The following is a 14409-nucleotide window of genomic DNA, read 5'->3' on the forward strand; positions in this document are numbered from 1 at the left end:
GCTCGGCGTCCGCCGGGCAAACGATCAATCGACGGAGAGGACTAAGTGGCCACGACGACAGCCAAAGACGTGCTTGCGGCAATCAAGGACAACGACGTCAAGTACGTCGACCTCCGTTTCACCGATCCCCGGGGCAAGTGGCAGCACGTCACCTTCGACGTGTCGCTGGTCGACGAGGACCTGTTCGCCGAGGGAACGATGTTCGACGGCTCGTCGATTGCCGGCTGGAAGGCGATCAACGAGTCCGACATGATCCTGATGCCGGACCCCGCGACGGCCGAGATGGATCCCTTCTTCTCGGCCCCGACAATGTCCATCGTGTGCGACATCCTCGAGCCATCCACGGGCGAGCCCTACGAGCGCGACCCACGCGGCATCGCCAAGAAGGCCGAGACCTACATGAAGTCGCTCGGCATCGGCGACACGACCTATTTCGGTCCCGAGGCCGAGTTCTTCATCTTCGACGACGTGAAGTTCATGGCCGACCCGTACAACACGGGATTCAAGCTGGACTCCGCCGAACTGCCGATCAACGGCGACACGGATTACGAGGGCGGCAATCTCGGCCATCGCATCCAGATGAAGGCCGGCTACTTCCCGGTTCCGCCGCTGGATTCGGCCCAGGACATGCGCGGCGAGATGCTGGCCGCCATGCAGGCCATGGGGGTCTCGGTCGAGAAGCACCACCACGAGGTGGCGTCCGCCCAGCACGAGCTCGGCATGAAGTTCAACACGCTCGTGCTCATGGCCGACCAGATGCAGATCTATAAGTACTGCATCCACAACGTCGCGCAGAGCTACGGCAAGTCGGCGACCTTCATGCCGAAGCCCGTCTATGGCGACAACGGCTCGGGCATGCACGTGCACCAGTCGATCTGGAAGGACGGCAAGCCGCTCTTCGCCGGCGACAAGTATGCCGACCTGAGCCAGGAATGCCTCTGGTACATCGGCGGCATCATCAAGCACGCCAAGGCGCTGAACGCATTCACCAACCCGTCGACGAACTCCTACAAGCGTCTCGTCCCGGGCTACGAGGCTCCGGTGCTCCTGGCCTATTCGGCCCGCAACCGCTCGGCGTCCTGCCGTATCCCGTGGACGCAGAACCCGAAGGCCAAGCGCGTCGAGGTCCGCTTCCCCGACCCGACCGCGAACCCGTATCTGGCGTTCTCGGCGATGCTGATGGCCGGCCTCGACGGCATCCAGAACAAGATCGATCCGGGTCCGGCCATGGACAAGGACCTCTACGACCTCCCGCCGCGCGAGCTGAAGGAAATCCCGACGGTCTGCGGTTCGCTGCGCGAGGCGCTCGAGAGCCTGGACAAGGACCGGTCGTTCCTGAAGGCCGGCGGCGTGTTCACGGACGCCTTCATCGACAGCTTCATCGAGCTGAAGATGGCGGAAGTCGCTCGTTTCGAGATGACCCCGCACCCGGTCGAGTTCGTGATGTACTACTCGGTCTGACGCTCAGCCGAGCTTCAGCAAGGTTGCACGCCGGGGCCTCACCGCCCCGGCGTTTTTCGTTCTGGGCGGTCGCGAGCAAAGAACACCGCCCGGCGGGGGTGCTCACGACCGTCTCGGCTGGATTATCCCGGCGGCGGTGCTGGTTGCGATGAGCCGCGCCATCGCACTTCCGGCGAAGTGGCCGAGGGCCCACGACACGGTCGAACAAGGGCGTTATGATCCTATATGGCGTTGTGACCTTGTAGTGACGAGACGCTGCATGCCCTTGCGAAACACTGTTACGCTTACAGACGACGAGGCAGCCTTCGTGCAGGAACTGGTCGCCTCGGGCCAGTATCGCTCAGAGCACGACGTAATCGCCGCGGGGCTGGAGGCGCTCCGCACGACTGAGGCCGACCTTGAAAGCTGGCTTCGCGAGGAAGTCGTACCCGTCGCGGCCCAGATGACCCGACATCCCGAGCGGGCAATCCCTGCCGACCAAGTCTTCGAGGAGATACGGGCGCACCACAGGCGCCGGATCGCCTCGCTTTCGTGAGCTACCGGGTTGTATTCGCGCCTGAGGCTCGCGAAGACCTGCGAAAGCTTTATGATTTCATTGCGGATCGAGCTGGGGAGAACCAGGCTCTCTCTTACATCGAAGCAATCGAACGCTTCTGTCGAGGCTTTCGCGAATTCCCGGAGCGAGGTGTCCGCCGGGACGAACTTTTCGCAGGATTGCGCGTGATCGGCTTCAAACGCCGCGTGTCGATCGCCTTTCACATCCAGGACCGAACCGTCACGATCGACCGAATATTTTATGCCGGGCGCGACATCGGGCGCGCCTTTCGGCACACCCGCTGACCGCACGCCCTCACCGCCCGCCCGTGACCTTGATGTTCGCACCCGTCGTGTAGGACGCGCCGTCGGAAATCAGGAACAGCACCGCTTCGGCAATCTCCTCCGGCTGGCCGATGCGTCCCATGGGGATTGCGGGCGCGAGGCGCTCCATCCGGCCGGCATCGCGCGTCGAGCGGGCGTGGATCTCCGTCTCCGTCAAGCCCGGCGAGACGGCATTCACGCGGACGCCCTCGGCCGCGAGTTCCTTGGAGAGCCCGACCGTTAGGGAGTCGATGGCCCCTTTCGAGGCCGCGTACCAGACGTACTCGTTCGGTGAACCGAGCGTGGCGGCCGCGGACGAGATGTTCACGATCGAGCCGCCCGGGCCGCCATGCCGCGCGGAGAGCCGGCGCGCCGCCTCGCGCACGACCAGGATCGCGCCGGTGACGTTCACGTCGATGCAGGTCCGAATGACGTCGGCGTCCGTCGCGTCGAGGCGGCCGGAGCGTCCCGTGATGCCGGCATTGTTCACCACGTGCCGGATCGGCCCGAGGTCCCGCGACGCCTCGTCGAACAGGCGGATGATGTCCGACTCCACGGCCATGTCGCCCTGGATCGCGCAGGATTTCGCGCCGAGCGCGGCGCATTCCGCCACAACGGCCTCGGCGGCTTCCCGCTCCGAGCGGTAGTTCACCGCGACGTCGTAGCCGCGCGCGGCGGCAAGCCGGCAGATCGCGGCGCCGATACCCCGGCTGCCGCCGGTCACGAGAACGACGGGACGGGTCATGGCTCTAGCCCTGCCGCTCGGGGGTGCGGACGACGAGGCCGTCCAGCTCCGGCTTCACCTTGATCTGGCAGGAGAGGCGCGAATTCGCGCGCAGGTCGGAGGCGAAATCCAGCATGTCCGCCTCCATGGGCTGAGCCTCCCCGACGACTTCCATCCAGGGCTCCTCGACATAGACGTGGCAGGTGGCGCAGGCGCAGGCGCCCCCGCACTCCGCCTCGATGCCGGGGACGTTGTTCTTCACCGCCGCTTCCATCACGGTCCAGCCGACCGGCGCGTCTACGCTGCGGGCCGTGCCCGCGACATCGATGAACGTGATCTTCGGCATGAGGTCTCCGGAGGAGCGGCACGCTTGGCCGCAGAGGCGCTCTTAAGCGCGACGGGCTCCGCTGAGAACCCGTCACGAGCAGGGGTCACCCTTGCTTAGTTGGAACGGCACCAGGATGCGATGGCGGATCGCACATCCGTGAGCGCCGTTGCGAGCGAAGCCAGCAGCTGGGAGGGCTCCTCCCCGTCTCTGCCGAACACCGCCTCCAGGGCGCCTGCGAGGCGCATGACTTCCGTCGCGCCGATCGCGCCCGCCCCGCCCCTGAGAGTATGCGCCGCCTCGGCGCGGGCGCCTCGGTCCGTGCCTCCTGCGATCACCGGCCAGAGGCGCGTCGCCTGTGCGTCGAACAGTTCGAAAAGGTCGGCTTCGAGGCCGCGGTCACCGAGCGTCTGCAACGCGAGGAGTTCCGGATCGATGGCCTCCGATGGACCCCGCTCGGCAGCCATGAGACAATCCCCAGGATAATCGAAGGGTGCCTGCGCCCTCGCCGGCGGGGCCGCACGCAGCAAGCCATTGGGCGCCCTTGTGGGAGCGTCCCTCATGGACCGGATATCGTCACCAAGACGTTAACGACGTTCGGAGGAGGAGCCCGTTCGCGGGTTCCCATCAGCCGGGGCCCCTCCTACACTGACCATGGTAAACGCGGGTTAACTTCGGCGCCTGGCGGCATTCTGGCGGGAATGCTCTCAGCACCGAAGCGCAAAAGGCATGCGCGCCCGCTGGTTGCGTGATCGAGGCGGCACGGCTCATGGCCACAGAACCCAAGCTTGCAAATCCGACACAAGAGGCGATGTCGGCGGTCGAGCAGGCTCTCTCGGAGCAGCTCGAAGGGACGACGGGTGGGGCTCCGGCCCGCACCGCCCCGGCAGGCGGGCAGTCCGGCGGCCCAGGCGAGGCACCTGCGCGGGCGCGCAGCGCGGATGGGTCCCGCGTCGTCTCCCCAGACCGGGAGAAGGTCGCCAACGACGACCGGGAAGAGGTCGGCCTCTTCCTCCAGGCCCTCAAGGTTCGCCCCTCCCGCTCCGCGTATATGCTCGCCTCCGCGGCGAGCCTCCTCTGGCTGCTCGGCCTCGGCTTCCTCGTCTTCTCACAGGCGGGCGGCGACGTCGCCGCCTATCTCACCGGCCTCCAGCCCCTGCAGCAGGCCACGCTGGCGACCCTCGCGGTCGTGCCGGTCCTCCTGTTCTTCGTCGCCGCCATGCTCAGCGTCCGCTCGGCGGAGATGAAGCTCGTCGCCCGCGCCGTGGGCGAGGTCGCGGTCCGCCTCGCACAGCCGGAGCATTTCGCGACGGATGCCGTGATGAACGTCTCGCGCGCTGTGCGCCGGGAAGTCGCCGCTGTCGGTGACGGGCTCGAGCGTGCGCTCGCCCGGGCCGGCGAGCTGGAGACTATCGTCCGCAGCGAGATCGCCACCCTCGAACGCGCCTATGCCGACAACGAGATCCGCATCCGCGCGCTCGTCGACGAACTCGTCAGCCAGCGCGAGGCGGTGGTCGGCAACGCGGACCGCATCCGGGCCGCGATCTCCGGCTCCCATGAGCACGTGTCGAGCGAACTCGCAGGCGCGTCGGAGCGGATGGTCCAGGCCCTGGAAACGGTCGGCGACCGCATCGCCGGCTCGCTCGACAAGCGCAGCGAGGACCTCACGCGCGCCCTGGCGCAGGCGGGCGAGCGGCTCGTCGCCGAACTCGGCCTGCGTGGTGCCGACCTCGTGGAGCGCCTCGCTGCGACCACGGACGACGTGAAGACCGGTGTCGCCTCCGTCGGTGACGACGTCACCGCCTCGCTGGAGCGCAAGGCCCAAGACGTGACCGCCGCGCTGGAGCGCACGGGCGACATCCTCACCCGCAGCCTGCAGGACGGCGCGACCCACGTCACGCGCACCCTTGCCCAGACGGGCTCCGAGGTCATCGGCTCCCTCGCCGCCCAGGGCAGCGACGTCCGCGCCTCCCTCGAACAGACGGTCGAGGCGCTGGCAAACAGCTTCGTGGCGCGCGGCGCCGAGCTGAACGAGAAGCTTTCCGTCGCCGGAGAGAACATCGTCGGCTCCATCGCGACCCATACGGGCGAGCTCCGGGAAAACCTGGACAAGGCCGGCATCCGGATCGCCGAGGAGATCGCGGCGCGCGGCAATGCGGTGCGCGAGTCGATCGAGACGGCCGGTTCGAGCCTCATCGAGAGCATCACGGGCCGCGGCACCGAGCTCCGCGACGAGTTCTCCGCCACCGGCACGGGCCTCGTGTCCGAGATCATCCTGCGCGGCGCGGAAGCCCGCGACGGGATCGCGTCGGCAACGCGCAGCGTGCTCGACGAGCTCACGGCGAAGACGACCGAGTTCCGCGAGCATCTCGACGGCTCGGGCTGGGAGATCGTCGAGCGCATTTCCGGCGAGGGCCGCAAGGCGCGCGAGGGCATCGAGAGCGCGACCGCGGAGATCGTCGAAGCCATCACGGAGCGTGGCGGGCGGGTTCGCGAGGAGATCGCGACGACCGGCACGGGCCTCGTCGGCGAGATCGTCCTGCGCAGCGGGGAAGCCCGCACGGAGATCGAGCGCACGGGCCTCGGCATTGTCGAGGCGATCTCCGCCCGGGCGACGGAGCTGCGCGACGGCGTTGCCACGTCCGGCACCGGCCTGGTCGAGGAGATCTCCCGCCAGGGCGAAGCCGCTCGCGACGGCCTTGCGGGCGTCGGATCGGAGCTGGTCCAGGAGCTTCGCCTGCGGAGCGAGGAAGCCAGCCGCGCCATCGGCGATGCCGGCCGCTCGGTCAGCGACATGATCGTCACGCAGAGCGTGGACGTCCGCGACCAGATCGGCACGGCCGGAGCCGCCATCGTGGACGAGCTGCGGGCGCGTTCCGAGCAGATCGGGACCGAGGTCCGGGAATCCGGCTCGCGGGTCGTCGGCGAGATCGTCTCCCGCACGGAGGAGGCGCAGACCCGGCTCAACGCGGCCGGCGCCGAGCTCGCCGATGCCTTCGCCAAGGCAGGCGACGAGCTGCGTGACCGCCTCGAGGGGGTCGTGCAGGCAGGCACGGCGAACCTCGCCGAGCGCGCCGACGCGCTGGCGGACCGCCTGGAGGTGGCAGGCCGCCAGATCGACGAGACCGTCCGCATCAAGGGCACGGCCCTGCAGGACAACCTGGCGGGCTTCGAGACCCGCCTCGGACACGCCTTCGAGACGCAGGCCAAGGAGGCCGCGGGCACGCTCGAGAGCGTCATCGACCGCGTGTCGGGCGAGCTCTCCGCGCGCCTCGGGGCAGCCGGCAGCTCCTTCGAGGAGCGCGGCCGCGAGATCGCCGAGGCGCTGGCGCGCCAGACCACGGATGCGAACACCGCCCTCGCCGGCACCGGCAAGGACGTCGTGCTCGCCCTCGCCTCCCAGAGCGCCCGGATCATCGAGGTGCTCTCCAAGACCGGCAAGTCGCTCGCCGACACGGCCGAGAGCGGCGGCCGCGAGATCGACGCGGCCCTCGGCGCCCGCCTGCAGGCGCTGGAGGAGACGATCGTCAACCGCGGCGGCAACCTCGTCGACCGGCTCTCGCACGAGGTCGGCGGCTTCGCCCAGACCGTCACGGGACGGCTCGAGGAGCTGCATGCGCTCGTCGCCGTCGAGGCGGCCGGGGTCGCGGCCACCATGGCCGACCGGGCGCGCGAGACGCGCGAGGCGCTGGACCAGGGCCTCAACCTTCTCGACGAGCGCGCCACCGAGCGTACGAGCGAGATCCGCCGGGCCTTCACGGGGATCACCGAGACGCTGGACAACGCGACCAGCAGCCTGGCTCGGACCCTCTCCGAGCGCGGGCGCGAGCTCGAGACCGCCCTCACGGCCCAGGTCGACGAGATCGGGCGCGGGGCGCTCCAGCGCACCACCGAGGCGGCGGACCTGCTCTCCGCCCGCACGGCGGAACTCGACCGCGTCCTCGGCGACCGCACGACGCAGCTCAGCGGCACGCTCGAGCGCGGCGTCGAGACGCTCCAGGCCCGCGTCGTCGACCGGCTCAGCACCCTCGCAACGCAGCTCGACGACCATACCCGCGCCATCGACCGGCGCCTCGGGGACGGCGTGGACGGGCTCGTCGGAACGCTGGAGGGCCGCACCAAGTCCATCGAGGAGGCGCTCAGCAGCCACGCGGACACGCTCGTCCGCATCGTCGACGAGAAGAGCCGCGACATCGGTGCGACGATCGCCTCCACGTCGCAGGAATTCGCCCGCATCGCGGAGGAGCGCGGCAAGGCGGTGGTCGAACTCGTCGACCAGCGCGCTGCGGCCTTCACGGGCGAAATCGAGGATAAGGGCCGCGCGATCTTCGGCACGCTCGGCGGCCGCATGACCGAGTTCGCGGTCCTCTTCGACCGTGGCGCAGCCTCTATCGCAGAGCTGTTGGAGAAGCGCGGGCAGAACATCGTCGGCGCTCTCGGGGCGCGTGTGGCGGAACTCTCCGGCCTGCTCGACAGCGGCACCGGCTCCCTCGTCGGAACCTTCGACGGCAAGGTCGAGGCGTTCTCGCGCGCCGTGGATGAGCAGACGGCCCGGCTCAGCGCCATGCTGGACGAGCGCCGCTCCGACCTCGCGAACGAGGTCGCCCGCACCGGCCAGTCGCTGGTCGGCACGCTCGGGAACCAGATCGCCGAGTTCAGCCAGCTGGTCGATCGCCGCGGCAGCACCCTCACGGAGGCGCTCGACACGCGCCGGGCACAGCTCCTGGAAGGCCTCGAGACTACCGGGCAGACGGTGCTCGCGCGCCTGGAGGGCTCGATCGGAGAGGCGCGCTCCGTGCTGGAAACCGGCACGACCGGACTTTCCGACCTGCTGCGCGAGCGCAGCGCAGACATCGTCGGCCGCATCGACGCGTCCGGCAGCGTCCTCACGGAGGCCCTCGACACGCGCGGAGCGCGGCTCGTGGAAGGCCTGGAGACGACGGGGCAGACCGTGCTCACGCGGCTCGAGGACTCGATCGGGGAAGCGCGCTCGACGCTCGAATCCGGCACGGCCGGATTGTCGGACCTGCTGCGCGAGCGGGGCGCCGATCTCGTCGGCCGCCTGGATGCCTCCGGACGCGCCGTGTCCGGCACGCTCAGCGTCCGCCTGGACGAGATCACGGGCGTGCTCGACACCCGCACCGGCACGCTGTCCACGATGCTCGAAGAGAAGAGCACGCGCCTGGCGGACGTCGTCGATCGCAGCGGCCAACTCGTCATCACGACGCTCGGAATGCGCCTCGCGGAGGCCACCAAGCTCATCGACGACCGCACGACGGCGCTGGGCGGGATCGTGCTCGAGCGCGGCAGCCGCCTCGCCGCCGATTTCGAAGCGCGCGGCCAGGGCGTCATCGGCACGCTCGGCAACCAGCTCACGGAGCTCGAGCGCCTGTTCGATGCCCGGGCGAAGGCCTTCGCGGAGCTGCTTCAGACCCGCGGCTCGGAGCTCACCACGGAGATCGACCGCACGGGCGAAAGCGTCGCCTCGTCGCTCGGCTCGCAGCTCGCCTCGCTGTCCGACGTCCTGGACGAGCGCACTGCGACGCTCTCGGCCATCGTCGGCGAGCGCGGCAGCGGCCTTGCCGACCTGATCCACCAGAAGGGCCAGGCCGTCATCGGCACGCTCGGCAACCAGGTCGAGGAGGTCGCCCGCACGCTGGACGCGCGCACGGCCGCCCTGTCCACGCTGCTCGAGCGCCGCTCGAACGACCTTCTGTCGGCCGTCGATCGCTCGGGCACGGCCGCTGCGATGCGCATCGGCGAGCACGTGACCGGATTCCAGGACGTCCTGGAGCACCGCACCGAGCGGCTCACCGGGCTCCTCGACGAGCGCAGCAGCCGTCTCGCCGAGATCCTCTCCACCCGCGGCGACGCCATCGTGGTCTCCCTCGAGACGCGCGTCGCGAATGCGGCCGAGAAGCTCGATGAGCGCTCGACCGCCCTCTCCAACCTCATCGAGGTCCGCGGCAACGCGCTTGCGGACGTGATCGAGACCAAGGGCCAAGGCGTCGTCGGCCGGCTCGCCGAGCAGGTCGATGTCGCGACGGGGCTCCTGGATTCGCGCCTCGGCACCATCGGGCGCATCCTCGACCAGCGCGGCACCGGGCTGGCGGAGATCGTGGCCAAACAGGGCCAGGGCATCGCTGCCACGATCGGCGGCCAGATGGCCGAGATCACGCGCCTCTTCGACGGCGGGGCACGCAGCTTCGGCGAATTGCTGGAGCAGCGCGGCGGCGAGCTTCTCAGCCGCCTCGACCAGCAGGGTGCGTCAATTACGGGCGCCGTCGAGGGCCGCATGGCGGAGTTCAGCCGGCTTCTCGACGCGGGCAGCTCCAACCTGCTCGACGGCATCGAGCGCCACGGTCAGACGATCGCCGGCGCAATGGCGGCCCAGCTCACCGAAACGGCGCGCCTCTTCGACGGCGGCTCCTCCGCCTTCACGCGCCTGCTCGACGAGCGGGGAACGGGCCTCGTCGAGCGCCTCAGCCGCGAAGGCGAGACGATCACGGCGACCCTCGACGGCCGGATGGCCGGCCTCACGGAGGCCCTGCGCGCAGGCACCGACGGCTTCACCCGCGTCCTAGACGAGCGCGGCACGAGCCTGCTCGACCGCCTGGGTCGCGAGGGCGAGGCAATCACGGCCGTTCTGGAAGGCCGCATCGGTACCGTCACCGAGGCCCTGCGCACCGGCACGGACGGCCTCTCGCGCCTGCTGGATCAGCGCGGCGCGAGCCTGGTCGAACGCCTCGGACGCGAGGGCGAGACGATCACGACGGCGCTCGAGACACGGGTCGGCGCGGTTACCGACGCGCTGCGGACCGGCACGGAGGAGTTCTCCCGCGTGCTCGACGAGCGTGGCATGGGCCTCGTCCAGCAGCTCGCGGAGCGCGGGCAGGCTGTCACGGTCTCGCTCGACGAGACGACCGAGCGGCTCTCGAACCTGTTCCAGACCCGCACGGATGCCTTCCGCGACATGGTCGACGCCCGCGGCGGCGAACTCGCGGACCTCGTCGAGACCCGCGCGCAGGCGGTCGTCGGAACGCTGGGCAACCAGATGGCCGAGATCAGCTTCGCGTTCCAACGGCATTCCGGCGCGTTCGGCGAGCTGGTGCAGCGCAGCGGGGCGACGCTCGTGACCGAGCTCGACGAGCGCAGCACGGCTCTCGTCGCGCAGGTCGGCGAGAAGATGGACGGCGTCGCTCACCTCTTCGACGAGCGCAGCAACGCCTTCACGGAGCTCCTAGACAAGCGGAGCGCCACGCTCAGCGCCATCCTCGAGCGCCGGAGCGACTCGATCGCGGTCAATCTCGGCCGTCAGATGTCCGAGATCTCCAGCCTCTTCGACGGGCGCGCGGGCGAACTCGCGTCCCTGCTCGAGACACGCTCGGCCAGCCTTGCCGAAATGCTGGACAAGAGCGGCTCGGGCATCGCCGAGACGCTCGACCGCCATGGCCGGGCCGTCGCCGACGTGCTGACCATCCGCAGCCAGGCTGCCGCGAGCCTCCTGGACGCGAGCGGCGCCCGCATCGCGAGCGCGATCGAGACCGGCAGCCAGAGGGCCGCCGAGACGGTCGAGACCCGCGTCACCGAGCTCACCCGCGTCCTCGACGAGAGCACGGGCAGCCTGCGCGAGCTCATGGACGGCCGGGGTGCCGAGCTGGCCGACACGATCGCGACGCGCGGCCGGGCGGCGGCGGAAGCCATCGACCAGCGCACGCAGGAGTTCCACCTCGTGCTCGACGGCCGCACGGCCGCCCTGCGCGACCTCGTGGGAACACGCGGGAGCGAGCTCACCACGGCCATCGAGAACCATTCGCAGGCCGCCGCCAATGTTCTGGCCGAGCGCACCCAGGAGTTCGAGGCGGCGCTGGCGACCGGCGCGGCCACGATCCGCGACCTCCTCGAGAACCGCGGGACGGAGCTGACCCAGGCGATCGACCGGGGCGGACGTGCCGCAGCGGGCGCCCTCCAGACCCGCATCGGCGAGGTCTCCACGCTCTTTGCCGAAGGCGGCCGGACGGTCGTCGAGGCGATGGGCCAGCGCGGGGACGAGATCACCACGGAGATCACCGGCACGGTCGACAAGGTCGTGCGGGTGCTCAACGACCGCGGCGACGCGATCCTCGGCGCGCTCCGGCAGCGCCTCGTGGAGATGACGACGCTCTACACGAACTCGGTCGAGACGCTGCGCAGCGCCGTCGACGAGGGCGCCTCCCAGGCGGTTGTGAGCCTGTCCTCGGCCCAGGAGGGCCTCCGGGCGGAGTTCAACGCCATCCTGGAACGCCTGCAGGAGGCCAACCGGCTCCTCCAGCAGGTCTCGGGCGAGTCGAACGGCAATCTCGCGGAGATCGAGGACGGGCTCCGGCGACGCGTCGAGCAGCTGCGCGGAGTCCTGTCGCAGGTCACCGCCGAGACGGCGCGCTCGGCCGTGCAGCTCAACGAGCAGGTCGACGGCCTGAAGGACGTCTCGACCAGCGCGCTCGGCGACGTGGCGTCCCTGGTCGCGGCGCTCGACGAGCGTGGCCAGAACCTGACCCAGGTCACCCGGTCCCACCTCTCCGCCCTGTCGGAGGCGACGGCCGAGTTCGGCCGGGCCGAGGAGCTGATGAGCCGGGCCCTGAGCGACCGCAAGGAGACGCTGGACGGCCTCGTCGCGAGGATCGAGCAGAGCTCGACCAATCTCGCCGAGACGAACGGCTCCATCTCCGAAGGCCTGGAGCGCGTGCTCCGGCTGGCGGAGACCCGCGGCCAGGAGATCGGAACGGCGCTCGTGAAGACGGCCGAGGATGCGTCCCGCGCCATCGGCGAGCACCTGGAGCGCGTGCGCACGGAAGGCCAGACGCATAGCCGCCAGACGGCCGAGCAGCTGCGCGAGGCGGCCAGCCAGGTCTCCGGCGAGCTGAACGAGCGCCTCGCCGATACGCTTGCGAAGTTCCGGGCCGCGGCCGGCGAGCTGCGGAGCGTGTCGCAGTCGATCCAGTCGGAGCTCGAGCGGGCCCGCCAGGATCTCGCGCAGGGCGTCATGGCGCTGCCGGGCGAGACGCAATCGACGATGGCCGAGATGCGCCGCGTCGTGCTCGACCAGATCAAGGCGCTGAACGAGCTCTCGACGATGGTCGCGAAGTCGCACCGCACGGTCGACGTCGCGCCGGCAGCCGACCTGCACCGCGCGCCGGAACCGGTGATCCCGAGCTTCCAGTCGCGGGCGGGCTTCATGCCGGAGAAGCGCCCGGTCGAGCCGGTCCCGGCCGCGCGCCGTCCGGAGCCCGTGGAGGCACCGCGCCAGACCCCGGCCGAGACGCCGGAAGCGCCGCGTCCCGCACGGCCGGAGGCAGCGGCAGCGCCCCGTCCTGCCAAGGCGGAGCCGGCACAGGAGCCTCGTCCCACGGCGGCCGAGACGCAGCCCAAGCGCGAGGAGCCGGCGGCGCCTGCCCGCAAGCCGGCAGCAGCCCAGAAGGCGGAGGCCGAGCAGGACGATCTCGGCTCGCTCGGTGCGATGTCGGCCGACATCACCCGCATGATCGACGGCGAGCAGGCCTACCGGCTCTGGACGCGCCAGCGCTCAGGCGAGACCGGCGTCTTCTCCCGCGACCTCTACGCCAAGGAGGACCGCGAGACCTTCGACGAGATCCGGCGCAAGCACGAGAGCGAGCCGGGCTTCCGCCGGACCGTGGACCGCTATGTGAGCGAGTTCCAGCGGCTGCTGGAGAGCCTTCCGGAGGGCGAGTCGGGCGAGCGGATGCGGCAGACCTACCTGTCTTCCGAGACCGGCAAGGTGTTCCTCATCCTGGCCCATGCGAGCGGCCGCTTCGAATAGCGCGGCTGGGTGGAGGCGGGACGCCAGGTCTCGCCTCCGCCCGCTCCCTCCACGGAGCCGGAGGAGATCGCCCTAGAGGCGCCAGCAACAGAGCGGCCGGACATCGCGGCCGCCGGAAGCCCCGGAGGTGACGCGTGAACCAGGCGGTCGCACCGTTTCTCATGTTCGAAGGGGCGGCCGAGGAGGCGGTCACCTTCTACATGGCGACGATCCCGAACAGTCGCCTGGTCGAGATCCGGCGCTACGGCCCCGAGGGGCCGGGCAAGGAGGGCACGGTGATCCTCGGCCGGGCCATCATCGGCGGCATGGAGGTGCTGTTCAGCGACAGCTTCGTCCGGCACCAATTCACCTTCACGCCATCGATCTCGCTATTCGTGACCTGCGAGACGGACGAGGAGATCGAGCGCGTGCTGGGGGCCCTCGGCGAGGGTGGCCAGACGCTGATGCCGCTCGGCGAGTACGGGTTCAGCCGCCGGTTCGGATGGGTGAACGACCGGTTCGGCGTGTCCTGGCAGGTGAACCTGCCCTGAGAGCAGGCTCGGGGTCGCCTCAGAGCGCCCCGACGCGCAGCCCCGGATCCTGCGGCGGGCTCTGGACGCCCGAGCCGATCCAGCGGGCGATGTTGGCAAAGACGATGCCGGCAGACTTGTCGAGCGCAGGCGCGACCTCGCCGGCATTCGCGGAGCCGACCGGCGTGCGGGCGGAGAATACGCGGCCCCGCACGACGCGGCCTGACCGGATGTCGATGAGCTTGGCGGCGATCTCGACCACCGCTTCGCCCGACCGCCCGTCGAAATTGAAGTCCCGGATCTCGGAATTGAGCTGGTAATCGGCCGAGATGCCGTCGCCGGGACGCCCCACGGCGAGCCGGGTGGAGGCCGCCTCCAGCGTCTCGATGAGGCGGGACTGGACGAGGCGGGGCAGCCTGTCGGCCCATTGCCCGCCGCCGATCAGCGCGACCGTGTCGTCCTGGCCCTTGGCCACGATGCCCTGCGCTTCGAAGGCCTGCACGGCGGACGGCTCGGCAACGACGAGCTGCGCCGCGATGCGTGCGCCGCGCACCGCGCCGCGCGGGGCGCTCAGGTCGAAGGCCGTGCTCGGCGCGGAGCCGCAGGCTCCCAACGTCAGCAGCGCCAGAGTGGCTGCGCATGCGCCGAGGGCGCAGCGCAGCGGCCGGGTGCCGGACCTGCTGCTCGGCCTGATGGATGGCTGGTCGGGCATATG

The 14409-nt window shown here is 70.1% G+C and carries 9 protein-coding genes; 5 read left to right on the forward strand and 4 right to left on the reverse strand.

What is annotated here, in order from left to right; genetic code table 11:
* Positions 1-45: 45 nt before the first annotated feature.
* From glnA to ACO2SS_RS09610, 3 genes are all read left to right on the forward strand, one after another.
* On the forward strand, positions 46-1461 hold the full coding sequence (gene glnA / locus ACO2SS_RS09600) for a type I glutamate--ammonia ligase (RefSeq protein ID WP_423277410.1): 1416 nt from the start codon (positions 46-48) through the stop codon (positions 1459-1461).
* Between the two features lie 259 nt (positions 1462-1720).
* Complete coding sequence (locus ACO2SS_RS09605; RefSeq protein WP_423277411.1) at positions 1721-1996, forward strand: ribbon-helix-helix domain-containing protein; 276 nt, start codon at positions 1721-1723, stop codon at positions 1994-1996.
* Complete coding sequence (locus ACO2SS_RS09610; protein WP_423277412.1) at positions 1993-2301, forward strand: type II toxin-antitoxin system RelE/ParE family toxin; 309 nt, start codon at positions 1993-1995, stop codon at positions 2299-2301. The genes ACO2SS_RS09605 and ACO2SS_RS09610 overlap by 4 nt, the downstream gene beginning before the upstream one ends.
* Before the next feature lie 10 nt (positions 2302-2311).
* Here ACO2SS_RS09610 and ACO2SS_RS09615 read toward each other — a convergent pair whose 3' ends face one another.
* From ACO2SS_RS09615 to ACO2SS_RS09625, 3 genes are all read right to left on the reverse strand, one after another.
* Positions 2312-3064, reverse strand: a complete 753-nt coding sequence (locus tag ACO2SS_RS09615) for an SDR family oxidoreductase (protein ID WP_423277413.1) — start codon at positions 3062-3064, stop codon at positions 2312-2314.
* 4 nt (positions 3065-3068) lie between these two features.
* Positions 3069-3389, reverse strand: a complete 321-nt coding sequence (locus tag ACO2SS_RS09620) for a 2Fe-2S iron-sulfur cluster-binding protein (RefSeq protein WP_423277414.1) — start codon at positions 3387-3389, stop codon at positions 3069-3071.
* A gap of 95 nt (positions 3390-3484) precedes the next feature.
* Positions 3485-3835: an Hpt domain-containing protein gene (locus tag ACO2SS_RS09625; protein WP_423277415.1), complete on the reverse strand. Its 351-nt coding sequence runs from the start codon at positions 3833-3835 to the stop codon at positions 3485-3487.
* Between the two features lie 302 nt (positions 3836-4137).
* On the opposite strand from ACO2SS_RS09625, the gene ACO2SS_RS09630 reads away from it, so the two are divergent.
* Positions 4138-13185, forward strand: a complete 9048-nt coding sequence (locus tag ACO2SS_RS09630; RefSeq protein WP_423277416.1) for a hypothetical protein — start codon at positions 4138-4140, stop codon at positions 13183-13185.
* A 134-nt stretch (positions 13186-13319) separates the two neighbouring features.
* Positions 13320-13715: a VOC family protein gene (locus tag ACO2SS_RS09635; RefSeq protein ID WP_423277417.1), complete on the forward strand. Its 396-nt coding sequence runs from the start codon at positions 13320-13322 to the stop codon at positions 13713-13715.
* Positions 13716-13734: 19 nt separating this feature from the next.
* Here ACO2SS_RS09635 and ACO2SS_RS09640 read toward each other — a convergent pair whose 3' ends face one another.
* Positions 13735-14406 (reverse strand): ABC-type transport auxiliary lipoprotein family protein, encoded by a 672-nt coding sequence (locus ACO2SS_RS09640; RefSeq protein WP_423277418.1) that lies wholly within the window; start codon positions 14404-14406, stop codon positions 13735-13737.
* Positions 14407-14409 lie beyond the last annotated feature (3 nt).

Source organism: Enterovirga sp. CN4-39 (assembly GCF_049446235.1).
In the GTDB taxonomy this organism is placed as follows: Bacteria; Pseudomonadota; Alphaproteobacteria; order Rhizobiales; family Beijerinckiaceae; genus Enterovirga.

Coding starts and splice junctions, on each gene's coding strand:
- ACO2SS_RS09605 (WP_423277411.1), top strand. CDS start 1,721: ATGCCCTTGCGAAACACTGTTACGCTTACAGACGACGAGGCAGCCTTC.
- ACO2SS_RS09615 (WP_423277413.1), bottom strand. CDS start 3,064: ATGACCCGTCCCGTCGTTCTCGTGACCGGCGGCAGCCGGGGTATCGGC.
- ACO2SS_RS09620 (WP_423277414.1), bottom strand. CDS start 3,389: ATGCCGAAGATCACGTTCATCGATGTCGCGGGCACGGCCCGCAGCGTA.
- ACO2SS_RS09625 (WP_423277415.1), bottom strand. CDS start 3,835: ATGGCTGCCGAGCGGGGTCCATCGGAGGCCATCGATCCGGAACTCCTC.
- ACO2SS_RS09630 (WP_423277416.1), top strand. CDS start 4,138: ATGGCCACAGAACCCAAGCTTGCAAATCCGACACAAGAGGCGATGTCG.
- ACO2SS_RS09640 (WP_423277418.1), bottom strand. CDS start 14,406: ATGCCCGACCAGCCATCCATCAGGCCGAGCAGCAGGTCCGGCACCCGG.